Source organism: Clostridium sp. CCUG 7971 (assembly GCF_017590215.1).
Lineage (GTDB): Bacteria > Bacillota > Clostridia > Peptostreptococcales > Peptostreptococcaceae > Faecalimicrobium.
In genome coordinates this window covers 1-22,484 of sequence record NZ_JAFFPK010000040.1, presented here as the reverse complement: position 1 = coordinate 22,484, position 22,484 = coordinate 1, and the positions used below count along the sequence as shown (strand labels likewise).

22 protein-coding genes and 3 riboswitches are annotated in these 22,484 nt (G+C 26.7%); of the genes, 17 read left to right on the top strand and 5 right to left on the bottom strand.

The genetic code is table 11. From position 1 onward, the window contains the following. Positions 1 to 9 precede the first annotated feature (9 nt). Complete coding sequence (locus tag JWF52_RS05575; protein ID WP_208332357.1) at positions 10 to 669, bottom strand: DUF421 domain-containing protein; 660 nt, start codon at positions 667 to 669, stop codon at positions 10 to 12. Between the two features lie 280 nt (positions 670 to 949). Between JWF52_RS05575 and miaB the strand changes: the two genes are divergently transcribed. After that, positions 950 to 2,383 carry a tRNA (N6-isopentenyl adenosine(37)-C2)-methylthiotransferase MiaB gene (gene miaB, locus JWF52_RS05570; RefSeq protein ID WP_208332356.1) on the top strand — a complete coding sequence of 478 codons (1,434 nt, stop codon included), beginning with the start codon at positions 950 to 952 and terminating at the stop codon, positions 2,381 to 2,383. Between the two features lie 94 nt (positions 2,384 to 2,477). After that, positions 2,478 to 4,229 carry a sensor domain-containing diguanylate cyclase/phosphohydrolase gene (locus JWF52_RS05565; protein ID WP_208332355.1) on the top strand — a complete coding sequence of 584 codons (1,752 nt, stop codon included), beginning with the start codon at positions 2,478 to 2,480 and terminating at the stop codon, positions 4,227 to 4,229. Positions 4,230 to 4,271: 42 nt separating this feature from the next. Here JWF52_RS05565 and JWF52_RS05560 read toward each other — a convergent pair whose 3' ends face one another. After that, positions 4,272 to 5,645 (bottom strand): alanine/glycine:cation symporter family protein, encoded by a 1,374-nt coding sequence (locus tag JWF52_RS05560; protein ID WP_208332354.1) that lies wholly within the window; start codon positions 5,643 to 5,645, stop codon positions 4,272 to 4,274. Between the two features lie 174 nt (positions 5,646 to 5,819). Beyond that, a riboswitch (glycine riboswitch) is annotated at positions 5,820 to 5,909 on the bottom strand. A gap of 628 nt (positions 5,910 to 6,537) precedes the next feature. Continuing rightward, on the bottom strand, positions 6,538 to 7,149 hold the full coding sequence (locus tag JWF52_RS05555; protein ID WP_208332353.1) for an NUDIX hydrolase: 612 nt from the start codon (positions 7,147 to 7,149) through the stop codon (positions 6,538 to 6,540). A 186-nt stretch (positions 7,150 to 7,335) separates the two neighbouring features. Continuing rightward, positions 7,336 to 7,434: riboswitch (TPP riboswitch) on the top strand. 135 nt (positions 7,435 to 7,569) lie between these two features. Here JWF52_RS05555 and JWF52_RS05550 point away from each other — a divergent pair. The 9 genes from JWF52_RS05550 (at position 7,570) to JWF52_RS05510 (ending at position 15,673) form a co-directional block, all read left to right on the top strand. Further along, positions 7,570 to 7,860, top strand: coding sequence for an MTH1187 family thiamine-binding protein (locus JWF52_RS05550; RefSeq protein WP_208332352.1), 291 nt, complete (start codon positions 7,570 to 7,572; stop codon positions 7,858 to 7,860). Further along, the gene (locus tag JWF52_RS05545) at positions 7,835 to 8,599 is read left to right on the top strand and encodes an ABC transporter permease (RefSeq protein ID WP_208332351.1); all 765 of its coding nucleotides are present in this window, start codon (positions 7,835 to 7,837) and stop codon (positions 8,597 to 8,599) included. The genes JWF52_RS05550 and JWF52_RS05545 overlap by 26 nt, the downstream gene beginning before the upstream one ends. 10 nt (positions 8,600 to 8,609) lie before the next feature. Then, the gene (locus JWF52_RS05540; RefSeq protein ID WP_208332350.1) at positions 8,610 to 9,617 is read left to right on the top strand and encodes an ABC transporter substrate-binding protein; all 1,008 of its coding nucleotides are present in this window, start codon (positions 8,610 to 8,612) and stop codon (positions 9,615 to 9,617) included. After that, the gene (locus JWF52_RS05535; protein ID WP_208332349.1) at positions 9,598 to 10,320 is read left to right on the top strand and encodes an ABC transporter ATP-binding protein; all 723 of its coding nucleotides are present in this window, start codon (positions 9,598 to 9,600) and stop codon (positions 10,318 to 10,320) included. The genes JWF52_RS05540 and JWF52_RS05535 overlap by 20 nt, the downstream gene beginning before the upstream one ends. 127 nt (positions 10,321 to 10,447) lie before the next feature. Beyond that, positions 10,448 to 11,533: a hypothetical protein gene (locus JWF52_RS05530; protein ID WP_208332348.1), complete on the top strand. Its 1,086-nt coding sequence runs from the start codon at positions 10,448 to 10,450 to the stop codon at positions 11,531 to 11,533. Positions 11,534 to 11,691: 158 nt separating this feature from the next. Then, positions 11,692 to 11,795, top strand: a riboswitch (SAM riboswitch). 85 nt (positions 11,796 to 11,880) lie between these two features. Next, complete coding sequence (locus tag JWF52_RS05525; RefSeq protein ID WP_208332347.1) at positions 11,881 to 12,948, top strand: methionine ABC transporter ATP-binding protein; 1,068 nt, start codon at positions 11,881 to 11,883, stop codon at positions 12,946 to 12,948. After that, positions 12,908 to 13,588 carry a methionine ABC transporter permease gene (locus JWF52_RS05520; protein WP_208332346.1) on the top strand — a complete coding sequence of 227 codons (681 nt, stop codon included), beginning with the start codon at positions 12,908 to 12,910 and terminating at the stop codon, positions 13,586 to 13,588. The genes JWF52_RS05525 and JWF52_RS05520 overlap by 41 nt, the downstream gene beginning before the upstream one ends. A gap of 20 nt (positions 13,589 to 13,608) precedes the next feature. Beyond that, a complete protein-coding gene (locus tag JWF52_RS05515; protein WP_208332345.1) occupies positions 13,609 to 14,421 on the top strand; it encodes a MetQ/NlpA family ABC transporter substrate-binding protein in 813 nt (270 codons plus the stop codon). A gap of 25 nt (positions 14,422 to 14,446) precedes the next feature. Beyond that, positions 14,447 to 15,673, top strand: coding sequence for a M20 family metallopeptidase (locus tag JWF52_RS05510; RefSeq protein ID WP_208332344.1), 1,227 nt, complete (start codon positions 14,447 to 14,449; stop codon positions 15,671 to 15,673). A 71-nt stretch (positions 15,674 to 15,744) separates the two neighbouring features. Here JWF52_RS05510 and JWF52_RS05505 read toward each other — a convergent pair whose 3' ends face one another. Together JWF52_RS05505 and JWF52_RS05500 are read right to left on the bottom strand one after the other, a co-directional pair. Then, positions 15,745 to 16,278: a GNAT family N-acetyltransferase gene (locus JWF52_RS05505; RefSeq protein WP_208332343.1), complete on the bottom strand. Its 534-nt coding sequence runs from the start codon at positions 16,276 to 16,278 to the stop codon at positions 15,745 to 15,747. A gap of 18 nt (positions 16,279 to 16,296) precedes the next feature. Next, on the bottom strand, positions 16,297 to 16,650 hold the full coding sequence (locus JWF52_RS05500) for a hypothetical protein (RefSeq protein ID WP_208332342.1): 354 nt from the start codon (positions 16,648 to 16,650) through the stop codon (positions 16,297 to 16,299). 165 nt (positions 16,651 to 16,815) lie between these two features. On the opposite strand from JWF52_RS05500, the gene JWF52_RS05495 reads away from it, so the two are divergent. The 6 genes from JWF52_RS05495 to JWF52_RS05470 all read left to right on the top strand — a co-directional run. Beyond that, entirely contained in the window at positions 16,816 to 17,511 is a 696-nt protein-coding gene (locus tag JWF52_RS05495) for a response regulator transcription factor (protein WP_208332341.1), read from the top strand. Further along, positions 17,508 to 18,749 (top strand): sensor histidine kinase, encoded by a 1,242-nt coding sequence (locus JWF52_RS19625; RefSeq protein ID WP_208332340.1) that lies wholly within the window; start codon positions 17,508 to 17,510, stop codon positions 18,747 to 18,749. Before JWF52_RS05495 ends, JWF52_RS19625 begins: the two co-directional genes overlap by 4 nt. A gap of 62 nt (positions 18,750 to 18,811) precedes the next feature. Next, on the top strand, positions 18,812 to 19,495 hold the full coding sequence (locus JWF52_RS05485) for an ABC transporter ATP-binding protein (RefSeq protein ID WP_208332339.1): 684 nt from the start codon (positions 18,812 to 18,814) through the stop codon (positions 19,493 to 19,495). After that, complete coding sequence (locus JWF52_RS05480) at positions 19,488 to 21,494, top strand: ABC transporter permease (protein WP_208332338.1); 2,007 nt, start codon at positions 19,488 to 19,490, stop codon at positions 21,492 to 21,494. Before JWF52_RS05485 ends, JWF52_RS05480 begins: the two co-directional genes overlap by 8 nt. Positions 21,495 to 21,502: 8 nt before the next feature. Next, positions 21,503 to 21,901 (top strand): FtsX-like permease family protein, encoded by a 399-nt coding sequence (locus tag JWF52_RS05475; protein ID WP_208332337.1) that lies wholly within the window; start codon positions 21,503 to 21,505, stop codon positions 21,899 to 21,901. 159 nt (positions 21,902 to 22,060) lie between these two features. Beyond that, positions 22,061 to 22,484 (top strand): helix-turn-helix domain-containing protein (locus JWF52_RS05470; protein WP_208332336.1); only part of this gene is annotated, 424 nt, incomplete at its 3' end.

Genomic DNA, 22,484 nt, shown 5'->3' with positions numbered 1-22,484 from the left:
CACCTCAACTTAGTTGATATCTTTTCTTTGAATAAATATATTATCATTTTCATCTAATATACAAACTAAAACATCTTTATAATTATCGATATTATTAGATTTTAAAATATCAAAAAGCCACTCTTTATCTTTGTATACACTCTTAAGACTATTATTAATTATTTGTCCATCTATTATTAAAGAAATTGGTAAATGTTTAAACTCTTTAGAAGAATTACTATCATGATTAGGTGATGGAATTACACTTAAATTTCCATCAGTTTCTAAAATAGCGTATTGAACATCTTTAATACTAAAAAAACCTTGAACTCTAAGTTGTTCAAAAATTTCATCAATAGTTATTCTTTCTTTTTTTAGAACTTTATAATCAATTTTACCTTTATTAATTAAAATAGCAGGTTTACCAGATAAGAATGAACTAAGTCTTCTACTCTTTAAAGCAAAATAAGATATAAAAGTTTGCATAAAAACAAGACCAGTTATAGATGCAATTCCATATATTATAGGAATATTATTATTTTCCATTGGAATAGATGCAACCTCTGCTAGTAAGAATGTTATAACTAAGTCAAAGGCATTCATTTCAGCAATTTCACCTTTTCCCATGACTCTAAGTGATATTAATACTGCGATATATAGTATAATACTTCTTATTAAAACTATAACCATTTTATTATCCTCTTTCAAAATGATATAATAAATTTATTATTTCCAATATATAAATATTGATACTTAAAACTTAAATCTAACATCTTTTAAAAATTATTCAAATTTGATATAATAAACTTCAAATGAAATTTTAAATATTAATCTAAAAATATTAATTTAAATGGAAAATTTATAAAAATAGAAAGCTATATTTAACTTAAGTTTAAGTAAATATACTAAAATTAAAAAATAATTTTTAATATTTGTGGTTATAAGGTTTTATAACTAAGGAGGAGATACTATGGGGAAAAGAAAACAAGTACAAGTTCCTATTGAAAAAATACAAGAACAAGATAGATTTATAGAGGTCGTAGCAGAAAATAATAGTAGATTTTATGCAATACATCAAACTAAGCCTAAATATATCATACAAACTTTTGGCTGTCAAATGAATGAACATGATTCTGAAAAATTATCATCTATGCTAGAAGAAATGGGATATGATAGAGGAATGATGGTGGATGAGTGTGATTTAATAATATACAATACTTGTGCAGTAAGAGAAAATGCAGAACTCAAAGTATATGGAAATCTTGGACACTTAAGATTAGCAAAAAGAAAAAATCCAGATTTAAAAATAGCTGTTTGTGGATGCATGATGCAACAACCTCATGTTGTAAAAGAATTAAAATTAAAATATAATCATGTAGACCTAGTATTTGGTACTCATAATTTATATAAATTCCCTGAGTTATTAACTAAGTCAATGGATGCAAGTAAAATGCTAGTTGATGTTTGGGATGTTGATGGAGAGGTAGTAGAAGGCCTTAGAAGTAGTAGAAAATTTGAACTTAAAGCATTTGTAAATATAATGTATGGTTGTAATAACTTCTGTACTTATTGTATAGTTCCTTATACAAGAGGTAGAGAAAGAAGTAGAACACCAGAAGATATAATGAATGAAATAAAAGAATTAGTTGCAAATGGAACTAAAGAAATAACGCTACTTGGTCAAAATGTTGATTCATATGGAAAAACATTAGAAGAAGAAGTAACATTTGCAAAGCTTTTAAGGATGGTAAATGATATAGAAGGAATTGAAAGAGTTAGATTTATGACTTCTCACCCAAAGGATATATCAGATGAGGTAATATATGCTATGAGAGATTGTGATAAGGTATGTGAATTCCTACATCTACCAGTTCAATGTGGAAGTACAAGCTTACTTAAGAAAATGAATAGACACTATTCTAAAGAATATTATTTAGAAATAATAGAAAAGGCTAAGGCTGAAGTTCCAGGAATAGCATTCTCTACAGATTTAATGATAGGATTCCCAGGAGAAACTGAAGAAGATTTATTAGATACAATTGATGTAGTTGAAAAAGTAAGATATGATTCTGCATTTACATTTATATATTCAAAGAGAAAAGGTACACCAGCAGCTGAAATGGAAAACCAAATAGAAGATAGCATAAAGCATGAAAGATTTAATAGAGTATTAAATAAAGTTAACGAAATATGTGCTGAGATAAATGAAAGCTATAAAGGTAAAACAGTTGAGGTTTTAGTTGAGGGGCCAAGCAAAACAGATGAAAATGTATTAACTGGAAGAACTAGACAAAATAAATTAGTACACTTTACAGGGGGAAGTAAAGACTTAGTTGGTAAATTAGTTATGGTAAAGATAAATGATCCAAAAACATTCTCGTTAAATGGTACTTTAGAAGCATAAAAATAAAAAATTATAAGGGTTTATTATTAAAGTCCTAAGATTATATGTCTTAGGACTTTTTAGAGAGTAAATTAATAATATGGGAGAAGTATAGATGTTTAATAATTTATTAGAGTTACTATTAGATACCGTTCCATATTCAATATGGATGATGAGTATAGATAGAAAATTTGCTTTTGCAAATAAGTTTTTTTGTGATTCCCTAAATAAATCTAAAGAAGAAGTTTTAGGAAAAACTTTATTTGATTTATACGAAAAAGAATTAGCAATAGAATATACAGGTAATTATGATGAGGTTTTAAAATTAGACAAAGCCAAATTATTTACAGGATATCAAGGTAATTTATTTTTAGAATGTTATATAGCTCCAATAAAAAATGAAGGAGAGATAATTGGTTTTTTGGCTATACATCAAGATCAGACAGAACGAAAGAAAAATGAAGAAGAAATAATAAGACAAAAAAAATTATTAAAAACTATAATGGACACTATACCAGATTCAATTTTTTATAAAAATATAGAAGGGACTTATTTAGATTGCAATATAGCATTTGCGAAAGATTACTATAATCTAGAAAAAGAAGATGTTATAAATAAAAAAGATATAGAGATAGTAAAAGATAGTAAGCTTATAAAAAAGATTGTTGAAACAGATAGCAAGGTAATTGATAACAAAACGAAAGAAGTAAATCGTATTAAGATAAAAGATAATAATAGTATAAAATATATGGAGAGTATCAAAACCCCTATATTGGATAATGATGGTAAAGTTTGGGGGATTGTAGGAGTATCAAGAGATATAACATCAAGAATATTACTAGAAAGAAATTTAAAAAAACTTAGTTATACAGACAAGCTTACGGGAGTTTACAATAGAGCCTATTTCGATAAAAAAGTAGTGGATATGAATAAAGAGAGCTATTTTCCTCTCAGTTTAATAGTTGGAGATGTTGATGGATTAAAGATTGTAAATGATACATTAGGCCATCTAAAAGGAGATGAACTTTTAATTAAAATAACTGATATTTTAAAAAAGGTTTGTAAAAAAGGGAATTTAATAGTTCGTTGGGGTGGAGACGAATTTGTAATTTTATTACCGAATACTGAATATGAAGAAGCAAAAATATTATGTAAGAAAATAAAATATGCATGCAAAATGGAAGAGCCTAAAGATATACCACTTAGCATATCTTTAGGATGTTCTACAAAGAGAAATTTAAATCAAAGTATAGATGATATTTTAAAAGAAGCAGAAGATGAAGTTTATAAGCAAAAGCTACCTAGTCAAAGTAAGTCCAAAAATAATATACTATTATCTTTACAAGATACACTAAAAGAAAAGTGTACGGATACCCAAGAACATACAGATAGAGTAGTGCAATATGCTAAAAGATTAGCGAATAAGATGAATTTAAGTGAAGAGCGTACCAATGAACTAGTTTTAGCATCAACCCTACATGATATAGGAAAAATAGGAATACCTAATGATATTTTATTAAAACCTGGTAAGCTAACTGACTTAGAATATAAGACTATAAAAACACATGCGGAAAAAGGATATAGAATTGCGAAGTCAAATTATGAAATAGCTCATATCGCAAAATGTATATTATCTCATCATGAAAGATGGGATGGTAATGGTTACCCTCTAGGACTAAAAGGAGAAGAAATACCATATTTAGCTAGACTTGTATGTGTACTAGATTCATACGATGCAATGACCAGTTCAAGGCCATATAAAGATAAGATATCAAATAAAAAAGCATGTGAGGAAATTAAAAGATGTTCGGGGACCCAGTTTGACCCTAACATCGTTAAAATATTTTTGGAAGAATTTGAAGATTAATAAAAGGCATTTAAGAATTATCTTAAATGCCTTTTTGTTTATTTATGTAGTTTTTTGTGTATTTTTTAAATCTTTGTTAGAATTTATATAGTTAAAATATAACTTAGTTTCAGAAACAACTACAGGGGAAAGTGCGATAAGTGCTATTAAGTTTGGAATAGCCATAAGTCCATTTACGATATCAGCTATTATCCACACTAGCTCTAGCTTTAAGAAGGCTCCAAGTAAAACCATTAAAACGAATAAAACTCTATATCCATTTATACCTTTGACTCCAAATAAAAATTCAAAACATCTTTCTCCATAATAACTCCAACCAAGAATAGTAGTAAAAGCAAATAAGCTTAAGCTAATTGTTAAGAATAATGGTCCAATAGAAGGTAATACAGTTTCAAAAGCAGATTGAGTCATAAGTGCTCCATTTAAATCTGATTGCCATACTCCAGATAATATAAGAGCAAACCCTGTAAGAGAACAGATTATTAAACTATCGATAAGAGTACCTGTCATAGAAATAAGTCCTTGTTCAGCTGGCCATTCAGTCTTTGCAGCAGCAGCAGCTATTGGAGCACTACCAAGTCCAGATTCATTTGAAAACACTCCACGAGCGATACCATTTCTAATTGCCATTGATACCGTAGCACCTAAAAATCCACCAAAAGCAGCTGTTGGAGTAAATGCACTTTTTATTATTAATGCAAATGTTTCTGGTACTTTATTAAAGAAAGTTATAATTATTAAAGAACATATTAATATATACACAGTAGCCATAAAAGGTACGATTTTAGTTGCTACATTAGAAATACTTTGTAATCCTCCAAATATTACAAATGCGACAAGCACTGCTATAATAACACCTGTAATTTTAGGATCTATACCAAAACTTCCGTTTATAGAATCTGTTATAGAATTAACTTGAGTGAAAGTTCCTATTCCGAGTAAAGCAACTAATATACCACTTACAGAGAAAAATATAGCTAGAGGCTTATATTTTTCGCCCATTCCATTTACTATATAATACATTGGACCACCTGAAATATTTCCGTTTGAGTCCTTTACTCTATACTTTATAGCAAGAAGACCTTCTGCATATTTTGTAGCCATTCCAAAGAAGGCAGCAAGCCACATCCAAAATAAAGCACCAGGACCACCGGCTTTTATAGCAGTTGCTACACCAACGATGTTTCCTGTTCCTACTGTAGCAGCAAGTGCGGTACATAACGCACCGAAGCTTGAAATATCACCAGTACCACTATTTTCAGCCTTAAATATAAGTCTTAAAGACTGAGGTAATTTTCTTATTTGTAAAAAACCAAGCTTAAAAGTAAATAATATACCAGTACCAACTAAAAGAACTAGTAATGGTGGACCCCATATAAAAGAGTCGATTTTGTTAAAGACATCAATTAAATTCATAAAAAACACTCCTTATTTTTTATGCCCTAAAATCAATAGAGTTTTAATTGACAGGTAGTTAATAAAGTGATTAACGAAATATGTGTAATAAAAAAAGCTAAATCTAAAAGATTTAGCTCTGGATATACACTAGGATACTTTAAATTAAAGCACAATAAGCACATTAATGAAAAGTATGTTATCCCTGTCCTTTTGCCTGAGAGATTGAGCGTTATTGCCTTGCCCCTTCGGCGCCTATTATTAGGTCTCTCCAGAGTTCCCTAAGCTTTACAGTCCTACTTTTATAAGAAAAGTACCTGAGAGTGCAACTCCTTCGGTGTGCTATTTCGGCAACTCTTCTATAAAGCTTCAATCGGGTATTGATTTGTTGTAGCATTATTTAATATTCATGATATATATAAAATTAGTAAATGTCAATTAAAATTTAAAAAAATATATATAACGTTAAATATTTATGTAAAACAATTTTAATTCAGATAATAAATTTTTTATAAAAAAATAAAAATAAATGAATTTAAATTTAACAATTGGTTAATATATTATTACATAGTTAATGAAAGTTAATTATGTATCTATACTTGCTAGATAAAAGCTAGGATAATACCTAATCTCTTACTAGTATCTATTGGGGGTATAGATGATGAGATATCAATGAGATATCATATTAAATAGATTAAATATATTAAAACAACCTCATTTTAATATATTACTTTTAGTTTTGTAATCAATTACCAATAGATGATTTATATACTAATTTGTAAGTTCTATTTAATAAAAGTCAAAAAGAGGAAAAGCTTACTAAAAGTAAAAGCTTTGGTAAAAGGCATTAGATTTGATAGCTATAACTATTAAATCTAGTGTCTTTTGTTTTGTAAAAATAAAAATAACTTCTTTAAGAAGTTATTAAATTTAAGCAGTTTTCTAATATTTTTGCTGTTATTCCCCAAATTACATAGTTATTATATTTATAAAAGAATACATCATATTTGCCTACAGCAAATTTATAATCTCTTTTGTTTGGGATTATATCATAAGGAAAATCATCATGAGGAATGATTTGTATCTCATTATCAAAATAAGTTGGTTTATTTTCTAGTAAATAAGTAATAGGTACTAAAAAAATATGATCAACTTCATCTTTATTTATATTTAAGTCTTTAATATCTTTTATATAACCTAGATAAGGATGAACTATAAGATTCATTGGTGTTACAAGCAAGTCAAGTTCAGATATAACCTCAATATTATCACTAAGTGTTCCTAGTTCTTCACAAGTCTCACGAATTGCTGTATTATAAGGGTCTTCACCGGATTCTATTTTACCACCTGGAAAAGATATTTCATTAGGCTGAAATCTTAAATTTTTAGATCTAACTTCAAATAGTATATAATAAGAATTTTCTTTTTTTACTATAGGTATTAAGACAGAAGCTTTTTTCATATCACTAGATCCATTTATATAAGGTTTATAATTTTTAAATTTATCTTTTAAATCGTCTAACATTGTTGTCCTCCTAATTATGTATAAATATATACATATATTATATACTATATTACAGAAGTTGATTTATATTAACAAAATATTATTAAATATTGAATTTTATATAAATAATTGATAGAGATATATAAATTTGGGTAACTATAAAGTAATTGTTAAAATATGATAAGTATAGTATAATCAATTTGCAAATGAATATATCAGGGGAGCTAATTGCTGAGAGGAGATTATAATCTCGACCCTTTAACCTGTTTGGATAATGCCAGCGTAGGGAGACAAGAAAAAGATAGTATAAGTCTTATCCTTAATGGGATAAGGCTTTTTTATTATCATATAAAATTACTGACATAATTTAAAACTTAACAGGGCAAAAGGCTTCAAAATATATCATAACTAAGACAAAATAATCTGGAGAGGATGATTTAAATGGTAATAGCAGATGTATCTGTAATGCCCCTAAGACCTTATGGTGGGGAAGAAGAAATGTACAAAGTAGTAGATGCTTGTATAGAAGAAATTTCAAAGAGTGGATTAAAATATGAAATTGGAGCTATGAGTACTACTATAGAAGGTGAATTTGATGAAGTATTTGACCTTTTAAAAGTAATACATAAAATACCTTTTAGCCTTGGATGCGAAAGAGTTATAACAATAGCTAGAGTAGATGAAAAAGCTGGAGGCATAACAATAGATGAAAAACTTAAAAATCATAGATAAAATAAAAAATAGTTTATATCCTATACTTACATTTTTATCTATATTAGTTATTTGGCAAGGTGCTGTAAATATATATGATATACCACAATATGTGCTACCATCACCAAGTGATATTGTACAAGTTTTTTTTAAGGATTACCAAAACTTATATACACATACTATAGTAACCTTAAATGAAGCAGTAATTGGTTTTGTAGTCTCAATAATATTATCGATAAGTATTGGTATACTAATGGATTTTATACCATTATTTAAAAAATGTTTTTATCCAATAATGCTTGTATCTCAAACTATACCAACTATAACTATAGCACCGCTTCTTATAATATGGTTTGGATTTGATTCACTGCCTAAAATAATAATGGTAACATTAACTTGTTTTTTCCCAATACTTATAAATTTTGTAGATGGGATAGAAAATATAGACAAAGATTATTTGAATTTATTTAAAACTATGAACTCTAATAAATTCAAAACATTTATACATCTTAAGTTTCCAATGTCTATGGATAAACTTTTTTCAGGTCTTAAGATATCAGCAACTTACGCAGTCGTTGCTGCAACTGTAGCTGAATGGCTAGGAGGAACTGAGGGACTTGGAGTATATATGGTAAGATCAAAAAGTGCCTATGCACTAGATAAGGTTTTTGCATCAACTATATTAGTAGTAATATTTAGCTTAGTATTTGTTGCAATTATACAAGCTATAAAAAAAGTAGTGATTAGACATAAAAGTTAGGGAGGATATTATGAAATTTAATAAATTATTATCAATAGGATTAATAAGTGCACTTACAGTAGGTACTTTATCAGGATGTAGCAAAGAGAATAAAAATATAGATAACAAAGATAAAAATCAAAAAGTTACTATGGTACTAGATTGGACTCCAAATACTAATCATACAGGACTATATGTAGCACTTGAAAATGGATACTTTAAAGAAGAAGGATTAGATGTTGAAATAGTGCAACCATCAGATGGAGGAGCTGCTACTTTAGTGGCTACTGGAAAAGCTGATTTTGGAATAAGTTATCAAGAAGAAATGACATTTGCTAAGACTAGTGAAGATCCACTTCCAATAAAGGCAGTTGCAGCAGTTATACAGCATAATACATCAGGATTTGCTGCACCAAAAGATAAAAATATAACTTCAGCTAAAGATTTTGCAGGAAAAGTTTATGGCGGATGGGGTTCTCCTTCTGAAGATGCTATACTTGATGCAGTTATGAAAAATTCAGGAAAAGATTTTAAAGATTTAAAGGTAGTTAATATTGGAGATGATGATTTCTTTACAGCTGTAAAGAAGAATATAGATTTTGCGTGGATATTTGAAGGATGGACAGGAATAGAAGCTAAACAAAAAGGAATAGAACTTGATTATATAGCGTTAAAAGATTTAGATAAAAGATTAGATTACTATACTCCAGTTATAATATCTAGTGAAAAATTACTTAATGAAAATCCAGAACTAGCTAAGAAGTTTTTAAAAGCAACTACTAAAGGATATGAATATGCAATAGAAAATCCTACTGAAGCTGCTAAAATATTAGTTAAGTACGCTCCAGAAATAAATGAAGAATTAGCAATAGAAAGTCAAAAATACTTAGCGACTAAGTACAAAGATGATGCAGCTAGATGGGGAGAAATGAAAGATAGTGTATGGGATAACTATACAGAATTTTTAAAAGACTATAAAGTAATAAATAAAGATATGAAAGCAAGTGAGGCTTATACAAATGAATTCTTACCAAAGTAAAAAGGTTAAGATAGACATAAAAAATATATCTAAGAGTTATGATGACGTTAAAGTTTTAGAAGATATTAGCATAAAAGTTTTAGAAGGCGAATTTGTATCAATTCTTGGACCAAGTGGCTGTGGAAAGAGTACAATATTTAATATTGTAGCGAGTTTAACTGAGTGTAGCAGTGGAAGTATTGATATAAATGGAAGATTAAGCTATATGTATCAAAAAGATTTATTACTTCCATACAAAACTATAATAGATAATGTATCATTACCATTAATCTTAAAAAATACAAAGAAAAATAATGCATATGAAAAAGTTAAATCATATTTTAAAGTGTTTGGTTTAGAAGGATATGAAAAAAAATATCCAAGTGAATTATCTGGAGGAATGAAGCAAAGAGCTAATTTTTTAAGAACATTTATAAATTCTAATGACATAATGCTTTTAGATGAACCTTTCGGAGCATTAGATTCTATAACAAAAACATCAATGCAAAAATGGCTATTAGATGTTAAGAACAAAGTAAATGCTACTATACTTCTTATAACTCATGATATAGACGAGGCTATAATGTTATCTGACAGAATTTATGTTATATCAAATAAACCTTCAAAGGTTAAATCTGAGGTTGTAGTTGATAAAGATTTCTATAACGAAGATAAATTAGAAAATATAGCAAATTTAAAAAAAGAAATAATTAAACTTTTATAATATAAGAGCAGTAAGACTTTTATGGAATTCTTACTGCTTTTTTATTATAAAAATGAGAGTTTAAATAGATTATTTTTTTATTTATATGTATAATGTTAGATAGAATTAAGTAATAAGGAGAATTAAAATGGATAAAGACAACATAGTTAAATGCACAGAAGAACTCTTAACAGATAATAACTTAAAATTATGTATAAAAGAAAATAATACTTATATAGATATACCAAAAGAAATTATAAAAAATATAAATAGTGAAAAATCTATATTACAAGATTATATTAGAATATACACAAGTATAGAAGATTTAAAAGAAAATATTAACAAATATTTATTTGATAAAAATAGCAGTATAAGTTCTAGTGAAATAGGAAATCAACTTATGAAAATCAAATCAGAAGATAATTTACATAAAATCCTACCTTACATAAATACAGATATATACAAATTAGAAGAAAGATTTAAAGTACTAGTTCCATATTTTGGTATAGATATAGAAGAGATAAATTCTATGAGAGAAGAAGTTAAAAAAAACTATATAAATAATTCATACGATAATAGTGGTGCTATAGATAAGTACTATTTAAAAGAGATAATAGATAGCGTTAAAAATTCTAAAATGTATTCATTAAAATCAAAGTCTAGATATGGAAGTATGTCTAGTGAGTATGATTTAAACAATAAAGAAGATATAATTGATTTTAATGATGAAGAAGTTGGCGGAGAATACTGTCCAATACTTGTTGTATATAAACCGGCTAAGTATAATAGAGGTTCTTATGTCCTTGAAGATAAATCTTATGTATACATAAAACGTCAACCATTAGATGCCTTAATAAAACAAGAAAGATTAGAAGAAAGAGGTATTGATGGTATGGGGGCAATTACTTATATAAAATTAAAAAGGGATCTTACTAACGAAAACTTACAAGATATAATGGCAGAGCTATATGTATATGGTCAAAAAAATAATATTAAATTTGAAAATATCAAATTAGCTGATATAGCATCAAATAAAATTTGGCTTACCGCAGATAAATTAAAAAAAGAGTATAAAGAATTAAGATATTACCATAAAAATTTAACTCAAAAAGTAAAGGATATATATGAATCTACAGGGGCTTATTATACTCAAATAAGTGGAAAGTACATATTTGATAGTAGGGAACTTTTACATTGTTACAATACTTTTAAGCATAAAGATATAAACAGTTAGAATATATGTTTAAGTAAAGAAGTTACAATAAGAGAAAGCGCTTGTGGCATAAAGAAAATAAAAATATATATAAAAATAAAATTTTATAATTGACAATGTATGTTTTAAAATATACAATTAGTTTCATAAATAAAAATATTTTGAAAATTAAATAAAAAACCTTATCAAGAGAGACCGAGGGAATGGCCCTATGACGTCTCAGCAACCTACCTTAAATGGTGTGGTGCTAATTCCAACAGGATTTAATCCTGAAAGATGAGGGGAAGTATATTAATATAAACGTTAAAAATCTTCTTCTCATTTTTGGGAAGAAGATTTTTTATTTTGTAAAAAAGGAGGGTCTATATTTGATTCAATTAAAAAACATTAAAAAAACTTATAAATCAAATAACACATTAGTGGAAGCATTAAAGGGTGTAAATTTAGAGATAAAGGAAGGAGAGGTATGTGGAATAATTGGATTTAGTGGTGCTGGTAAAAGTACATTAGTACGATGCATTAATTTATTAGAAAGACCTACATCAGGTGATGTATTTATAGGTAATCAAAATATAATGAAGCTATCACCAAAGGATTTAAGAGAAAGTAGAAAAAATATAGGTATGATTTTTCAACATTTTAATCTTATGAAGTCAAAGACTGTATTTAAAAATATAGCATATCCTCTAAAGGGGAGTGGACTTAGCAAAGATGATATAAAAAATAGAGTAATAGAGCTTTTAGAATTAGTAGGATTAAGTGATAAGATTAATAGTTACCCATCTCAACTAAGTGGAGGTCAAAAACAAAGGGTTGCAATAGCAAGAGCATTAGCTAATAATCCAAAAGTACTTTTATGCGATGAAGCAACTTCAGCCCTTGATCCTCAAACAACACATTCAATACTTAATTTATTAAAAGATATTAATGAAAAGCTTAATTTAACAGTAGTTATAATCACACATGAGATGAATGTAGTAAAAGAAATATGTGATAAAGTTGCGGTTATGGAAAATGGGAATATAGTTGAAAAAGGAGATATACTTGAAATATTTTCAAATCCAAAAGCTAATGTTACAAAAGATTTTATTTCAACTTTATTTCAAAATAAAAAAATATATGATTTATTAGAAAAAGACTTATTCATTCAAGATATAAGTGAAGATGAGGTTTTAGCTAAAATTTCTTTTGTTGGTCAAAATACAGGCCAGGCATTTATATCAAAAATATCAAGAAAGTTTAAAATCGACGCAAGTATATTATTTGGAAATATAGAACTGGTAAAAAACGTTCCAATTGGAAATTTAATCGTAAAACTAAGTGGTCAAACTGAGAATATATTAAATGCAGATAAATATCTTAAAGAACATAATATTAATTTGGAGGTAATTGTATATGACAGAAATATTAAAAACACTGATACCAAATGTAGTTAATTTATATTCGGAAATGATAAAGGCCCTATTTGAAACTTTATATATGGTTTTAGTATCTGGAATAATATCTACAGTAATAGGTTTTCCTATAGGAGTAGTACTTGTAATAACTAGGAAAAATGGAATATTAGAAAATAAACTTATAAACACAATATTAGGTAAGATAATAAATATTTTTAGATCAATACCATTTATTATTTTACTGGCAGCGATACTACCAATTACGAGATTTTTCGTTGGAACAACAATTGGAACACAGGGGGCGCTAGTGCCACTTATATTTGGATCAACTCCATTTGTTGCAAGACAAATCGAATCTGTTTTATTAGATATTGATACTGGAGTTATAGAAGCTGCACAATCTATGGGATCAAGTCCATTTGAAATAATTTATAGAGTAATGCTACCAGAAGGTTTTGGTGGAATTATATACGCTATTACAATTACTACAATTAGTTTAATTGGATTATCAGCAATGGCTGGAACTGTTGGCGGTGGAGGTCTTGGAGATTTTGCAATAAGATATGGATATCAATATTTTCAAACTGATGTAATGATAGTAACCGTGGTAATACTTCTTATTTTAGTAAATCTTGTTCAAGGATTTGGAGATTTATTACTTAAAAAACTTAGTCATTAATTTAAAGGGGGAATTTTATTATGAAAAAAATATTTACATTACTTTTAACAATAATAATATCAATAGGTAGTTTAGTAGGATGTAGTAATACATCTAACGATGATAACAAAACTGTAAAACTAGGAGTTACAGGTGAAGAACATGAAATATGGGATTTAGTAAAAGAGAAATTAGCAAAAGAAGATATTAACTTAGAGATTATTAGTTTCTCTGATTATATAAGACCTAATCTAGCACTTTCTGAAGGTGAGATTGATTTAAATGCTTTTCAACACAATGCTTATTTAGAAAACTTTAATTTGGAAAGAAAATTAGATTTAGTATCAATAGGTGACACAGTATTTGCGCCAATGGCAATATATCCTGGGAAATTAAAATCACTTGATGAAATTAAAGAAAAATCAACAATTGCAGTTCCAAATGATGCTACAAATTTAGGAAGAGCTTTAATACTTCTTCAAAACGCAGGATTAATAAAATTAAAAGAAGATGTAGGTTTACTTCCAACCCTTAAAGATATAGTTGAAAATCCTAAAAATCTTGAAATAAAAGAATTAGTAGCAACTCAAATACCAAGATCTCTTCAAGATATTGATGTAGCAGTCATAAATAGTGGAGTAGCTGTAAATGCTAAATTATCACCAACAAATGATGCTTTATTTATTGAAGATTCAAGCTTAGATACTTCAAAGCCATATATAAATTTAATTGCAACAAGAAGTAAAGATAAAGATAATGAAGTTTATAAAAAGGTCGTAAAGGCTTACCAATCACAAGAAATAAAAGATGCCATAAATAAAGTATTTAAGGGAGAATCTATACCAGCATTTTAATAATTAAAACAAGGGGGAAAATAGTATGGGAAATTTAAATATAGATACAAAAGAATTAAATTTACAAGATATAAAAAATGATTTAATAAAGATAATAGATGAAAATAAAGAAAATTATATAAATATAAGTCATGATATTCATAGCAATCCTGAAATAGGAAATGAAGAATATTTTGCTTGTGAAACACTTTCTAATTTATTAAAATCAAATGGGTTTGAGGTAGAAATTAATATTGCAGGTCATGCTACTGGATTTATAGCAAAGAAAAGATCTAAAATTAATACAGGTAAAACTATTGGATTTTTAGCAGAATATGATGCATTACCGGGTCTTGGTCACGCTTGTGGTCATAATATAATTGGAGTAGCTAGTTGTGCAGCAGCAATATCATTGTCTCAAAAAATTGATGAAATTGGAGGAGAAGTAATCGTATTTGGTTGCCCATCTGAAGAAGGCGGAGAGAATGGTAGTGCTAAAGGAAGCTTTGTAAAAGCTAATTTATTTGATAATATTGATGCTTGTTTAATGATACATCCATCAAATGAAACTTCAATTACGGGAACTAGCTTAGCAGTTGACCCGATAGATTTTGAATTTATAGGAAAACCAGCACATGCAGCAGCTTGTCCTGAAAAAGGAATAAATGCACTTGATGGAGTAATTCAACTTTTCAATGGAATAAATGCACTTCGCCAACATGTACCTGATGATGTTAGAATACATGGAATAATAACGCATGGAGGGGATGCACCAAATATTGTTCCTGAGTATGCAAAGGCAAGGTTTTATATAAGGGCGCAAACTAGAAAAACATTAGATGAAGTGACTAAAAAAATAAAAGCTATAGCTAATGGAGCGACACTAAGTACAGGAGCAAGTGTTAATATAAACTTTTTCCAAAATCAAGTAGATAATTTTTATGTAAATAATAAATTTAATGAAATTTTTGTTGATATTATAAATGATCTAGGTCATGAAATATGTACTGAAAAGCAAGGTGGATTTGGTTCAACAGATGCTGGTAATGTAAGTCATGTAGTCCCAACACTTCATCCATATATAAAAATAGGCCCGTCTAGCTTAGTAGGTCATACAGAAGAATTTTGCAAAGCATCAGCATCAAAAGAAGGAGATGAAGCTTTAATAATTGGAGCAAAATCTTTATCAATTACAGCTTTAAAACTTTTAGTGAATGATGAAATTCTTAAAGAAATAAAAGAAGAATTTGAAAATAATAAACACTTATTATAAATAATATAAAAGGCTATGATATAAAATTCATAGCCTTAAATTTATACTATTTAATGATGGATATAAATAAATTAAACTAATAGTGCCATACTTATAGTATTATAGTAAATTCCATTTATACAAATATCATTTTTGAAAATACCTTCTTCTTCAAATCCAAATTTTTTATATAAATTAATAGCTTTATAATTATCTTCTCTAACCAATAAAGTTATTTTTTTAGTTATATCATTAAATTTAGCCCAATTTATTAGGTAATTCATAACTTCATTAGAAATACCGAGTCTCCAGTATTTATTTAATACGCTGATTCCAAGACTACCGACATGTTTAAGTCTATCCTTTTGAACTGAAGTAATTGAAGCTATACTTACAATTTCTCCATCAATTAAGGTAACTATAATTATAGAATTGTTTATATTTTCATGAGAATTTATATATTTTTCCTCATTTTCTAAACTTATATTAAATTCATTTTCTCCAAAAGTTAAAAAATCACTTTCACCACCAATTTTATTAAGATAGTCAATTATTTCTTGAGCATCTTTTGGACTAGCTTTTCTTATTATAGCTTTCTTGTAATTTTTTAGTAAAATTTCTTTCATGAATTATCCCCCTATAAACTAATCTATTTTAATCTTAGCCCAGGTAGTTTTATTGCAATATGGGCATTTAAGCCTTCTAGCATCTCCAGCATGCAAAGCAAACATATCTCTAAATTTAATATTAAAAACTTGATAGCAGTTTCTACATTCATAAGGAAATTTAACTAACTTAGAATATACACTAATAACTAAAAAAATAGGTATACCACCTAAAATTAACCATGCCAAAATGCTATTAATATGAATCTTAAACACCTCAAGAATTATAGCTCCTATTATATAAACTACTGTAAATATACCAATATCTATCCAAATAAGTTTTTGAAGTTTCTTAAAATAATTTTCCTTTTTTATAAAAATCAATCCCTTCATACACTATTAAAGTAATTGTATATATAAAGTAAAATATTTGCAAGTAATTAAATATAGTGCTAAAAATAATAATTTATGAATTTTAAAAGGTATATATTATATAGTTTTTCTAGAGTTTATTAAGTATAATTAAAAATAGCGATCAATGTAATTTAGGAGGGGTATATGAAAAATATATTATTATTAGAGGATGATGAATCTTTAAACAGTGGTATAAGCTTTATGCTAAAAAGAGAGGGGTATAATGTATTTTCTGCATTTAATATAGAACAAGCAAATGAATTTTTTTATAAAAATAATATAAAATTAATAATCTCAGATATAAATTTACCTGATGGAGATGGATTGTTATTTTGTGAAGAAGTAAGAAAAACAAGTAACGTATTTATAATATTTTTAACTGCTCTTGATGAAGAAGTAAATATAGTCAATGGGTATGATGTTGGAGGAGACGATTATATAACAAAGCCTTTTAGCTTAATAGTTTTAATATCAAAAGTAAATGCATTTATGAAAAGAGTAAGTAAAGAAGAGTATAGCTTTAAATACATGGTATCTAAAGATATAACTTTTTATTTAGAAGATCTAAAATTAATAAAAAATAATGAAGAAATAACACTTACTAAAAATGAGTACAAGCTTCTTAAATATATGATGGAAAATAGTAAACAAATATTAACAAAAGATCAATTATTAGATTGTATCTGGGAATGTGATGGACAGTTTGTGCATGACAATGCAGTAGCAGTTAATATAAAAAGATTAAGAGAAAAGGTTGAAGATGATATAAAAGATCCAATATACATAAAAAATGTAAGAGGAGTAGGATACATTTGGGCTGAAGGATGTGTTAAAAAGTGATAAACATATTTAGAAAAGAGCCATTATTAAAAAAGGTAACTATAAAAATTAGTTTAGTATTTTTGTTATCTGTATTAATTTTAAATATATTTCATATAACACAATTAGATAAATTATATAAGGAACAAATTAATTTAACTGAAAATATAGTGGGACAATTAGCCTTAGAGTATCCAAATGATGAAGCTAATATTGTAAAAGCTATTAAGTATAAAGATGAAAGTATAAAAGAAAAAGGTAAAAATATATTAGAAAAATATGGATATAAAGAAGATAGTATTTTAAGTAGTAATAGTAAAGCTATAATTTACAAATCAGTAGTTGTATTTTTTCTTGTTTCTATAATATCTTTAATACTTAATATAAATTTATTAAGCAAATTCTTTAAAGAAGTAATAAAAACTATAGAAAATATATCTTATTATATAGATAATTTTATAAAAAATAACTATGAAGTTGAAGATGAATTTGAACAAGATGGAATATTCATGAGTTTAATATCTAGAATAAAAGATTTAGGAAAAAAACTAAATAATCAGTTATATAAGTTAAATGATGAAAAAGAAAATCTAAAATCATTAGTAACGGATATATCACATCAATTAAAAACACCATTAGCATCTATAAGTTTATATAATTCAATACTATTAGAAGATGATATATCAAAAGAAGATAGAAAGAATTTTGTAATTCAAAATGAAGAAAGTACAAAAAAATTACATAATCTTATAGACTCTCTTGTTAATATATCAAGGCTTGAATCGAGTATGATAACAATAAAGCCAGAGTGTAAAAACATAAAAAAAACCATTATAAAAGCTATAAATAGTATTTATATAAAGGCGATGGATAAAAATATTGAAATTAATTTAGATGAATTTGAAGATATAAATATAAATCATGATCAAAAATGGACTGAGGAAGCTATATTTAACATTTTAGATAATGGAGTAAAGTATACAAAAAATGATGGAAATATAGATATTAAAATATCTCAGACTATAAATTATCTAAGAATAGATATAAAAGATAATGGGATAGGAATAAATAAAGAGGAAATAAATAACTTATTTAAAAGGTTTTACAGAGGTAAAGATACTAAGTATATTGAAGGTTCAGGAGTTGGTCTATACTTAAGTCGAAAAATAGTAGAAGCTCAAGGTGGGTCGATAATAGCTAGTAAAAATATAGATAAAGGAAGTACATTCTCTCTATTATTGCAAAAATGCAATAATTAATGACATTATATTGAAAGATTAATCTCTTATTATATAAGTATATCAAATAGGGAGGAAGTAAAATGAAAGTATTAGAAACTAAAAATTTAAGGAAATATTACGGAAAAAATGAGAATATAGTAAAAGCAATAGATAATACATCAATAGAAATAAATCAGGGTGAGTTTGTTGCTATAGTAGGAAAATCAGGGAGTGGAAAAAGTACACTACTTCATATGCTAGGGGGATTAGATAGACCTACTAGTGGAAGTGTATATATAGGTAATAAAGATATATTTTCCTTAAATGATGATAAATTAAGTGTATTTAGAAGAAGAAATATAGGATTTATATTTCAGTATTATAATTTAATACAGAGTTTAAATATTTGGGAAAATATAGTATTACCAATAGGACTTGATAATCGTAAAGTAGATATTAACTTTGTAAATGAGATACTAAAAACATTAGGTTTAGAAGATAAGAAAGAGAGTTTACCAAATACATTATCAGGAGGACAGCAACAAAGGGTTGCAATAGCAAGGGCATTAGCAGCAAGACCGTCAATAATACTTGCAGATGAACCAACCGGTAACTTAGATTCTAAAACTAGTGATGAAGTTATAACTATGCTTAAAACTATGGTTAAAAAATATTCTCAAACATTGATAATGATAACTCATGATGAAAGCATTGCTCAAATGGCTGATAGAATTATTCATATAGAAGATGGTAAGGTTATAAAAGGTGGTGCTATAAATGAATAGCATCATAAATAATATAGTAAAGAGTAATTTAAAAGAAAATAAATTAAGAAGTATAATGACTATAATAACAGTAATACTTACAACTACATTACTGACATCAGTTGGAATAATAGCATTAACTATGATGCAAAATCAAAAAGAGCGCACAATAGAGAGTTACGGTAAAGCTCATGCTTATTATAGAAAATTACAAGAAGATCAAGTGAAAGAGTTGAAAGTACATAAAGATATAGAAATAGTTGGAGAAAATAGTAGCGAACTTGGAAAATTTGAGCTTGGGGAGTCTTTCTTTAATTTTGTATATGTAGATGAAAATGCAATGAATCTTTCTAATAAGCCTATTATAAAAGGTAAATCTCCAACAAAATCAAATGAAATAGCTTTAGATAAATACGGACTTGAAAAATTAGGATATAGTGATGAAGTAGGTCAAACTATAAAGCTTAAATTTCATGATATAAATAAAAATTATATAGAAAAAGATTTTATATTAAGTGCTGTGATTCCTTTAGATGAAGGTTCAAAGGCAAATAATGGTCATATTGTTGTAGTTTCAAAGAAATTTATTGAAGAGGGTAATTATAAGACACTAATAAGATCAAATATAAGAATAAAAAATGAAGATAAATTATCAAGAATTGAATTAGAGGAAAAAATAAATGAAGTAGCAAGTAACTTAGGTTTTAAAGAAGAAAATACAGTTTTAAATAATATGTATTTAATGTGGATGAAACCAGATCCAACAACTGTTTTATGTGCATCAATAGTATGTTTATTAATTATGTTTTCTGCAATACTTGTAATTTATAATATATTTTATATATCAATAATAAATAAGATACAAGATTTTGGAAAATTAAAAGCAATAGGTTGTACTAAAAAACAACTAAAGCAAATTATAATAAAAGAAGGTATGATATTATCCATAATAGCAATTCCGTTAGGTATTATATTAGGATATATAATAAGTAGCTTAATATTAAATAATATATTAGGATTAATGGGAGAAAAAGCGTCAAATTTAAGTTTAAAAACTAACGTATTAATAATGATAGGCTCAGCTATACTTACATTATTAACAGTTTATATATCATTATTAAAGCCTAGTAAAATAGCAGCAAAAATATCGCCAGTTGAAGCTATGAAATATATTGAAAGTAGCAATGAGAATAAGAAAAAGAAAAGAAAAGGATATATAGATATAGACATATTAAAACTTACTAAGGCAAATTTATCTAGAAATAAAAAACGTACATTAATAACAGTGTTATCACTTTCACTAAGTGGAATACTTATAATAGCAGCATCAACTATCATGATGAGTATAAATACAGAGCAAATGGTTAAGTATGGGTTATCAAGCGATTTTTCATTTAACCATAAATATATTGGATATGATTTTGAAAAAGAAAAAGCTGATTTTTTAAATAATAACCCATTAAATGAAGATTTTATAAATAATATAAAAAACATAGATGGAGTAGAGGGAATTGATGAGGTAAGAGAAATTAGAGTAACTATCCCAAATATAGGTGGAGAAATGAAAAAATTAGAGCCAGAACTTAAAGATGTAGAATTAGAGTTAGCTGGTTATACTGATGATATGTTAAAGCTTGCAGGTAGTGATTTAACTTCTGGTAAATTTAATTTAGAAAAAATAAAAAGTGGAGAAGAAGTTTTAATAAATGGTTCAGCTGAACATTGGCATGGATTTAAAGTTGGTGATTTAATAACAGTAACTGTAGAAGAAGATAATAAAAAAGTAGAGAAAAAGATGAAAGTTCAAGGAAGAACAAAGTATCATTTAGGTGGAGGAATAATAACTAGTGTAGACTTTATAAAAAATCCTAAGTATATAAATTCTATATCAATTAGTGTTGATAAAAATAAAGAAGAAGCTATAAGTAAAGTTTTAACTAATATCTCAGATGAGCATAAAAATTTAGAGTATAGTTCACTTAAAGATGAGTTAAATAGTTATAAAGCATCATTGGAGTAATGAATACGATGGGATATTCACTTATAGGTATTATAGGACTTATAAGTTTAGTAAATCTTATAAATACTATGATAACAAGCATAATATCTAGAAAAAAAGAAATAGGTATACTACAAGCAATTGGAATGAGTGATAAACAACTTTTAAAAATGCTTAAATTAGAAGGTGTATTTTATACAATATCAACTTTAATTTCTTCATTAATATTTGGAAGTGCTATCGGATACCTTGGATATAAGGTAATGTATAACACAGGAGCTGAGTATATGATTTATAAATTCCCAATAATTCCAGCTTTAATAGTTGTAGTAGTTATGATATTAGTTCAGTTTGCTATAGGATATGTAATAAATAAAATATTTGATAAGGAATCTTTAATAGATAGAATAAGATATAGTGAAAATTAGCACATAAAAAATAGTATTGCATTTATGCAATACTATTTTTATGTGCTAATAGAAAAATTTTGATAATACTAAAATTAATTCATAAAAACATAAAAAATAGTGGAATTTTATTACTATAAATAGTACATTTATAGTATAAGTAAAATATGGAGGTGTACATTGAAAGAGGATATAGGTTTAAAGATAAAACAATTAAGAACAAATAAAAATATGACATTAAAAGATTTAAGTGAAAAGACAAGTTTATCAATAGGATTTTTATCCCAATTAGAAAGAGGATTAACTAGTATTGCTACAGATACTTTACAAACTATAGCTGAAGTTTTTGATGTAGAGTTATCTTATTTTTTCTTAAAACCAAGAATAAAAAATAAGCAAGTAGTAAGAAGCTATGAAAAAGAAGTTTACAATATATGTACTTCTGGATGCATACAGTACAATTTATCAAATAATTTAAATGATAAACAAATACTTCCAAGATTGGTTGAAATACTTCCTAATAATAGTGATGAAGATATTCAATCTTATAGCCATGAAGGGGAGGAATTTATTTATATATTGGAAGGGACACTAACATTATTTT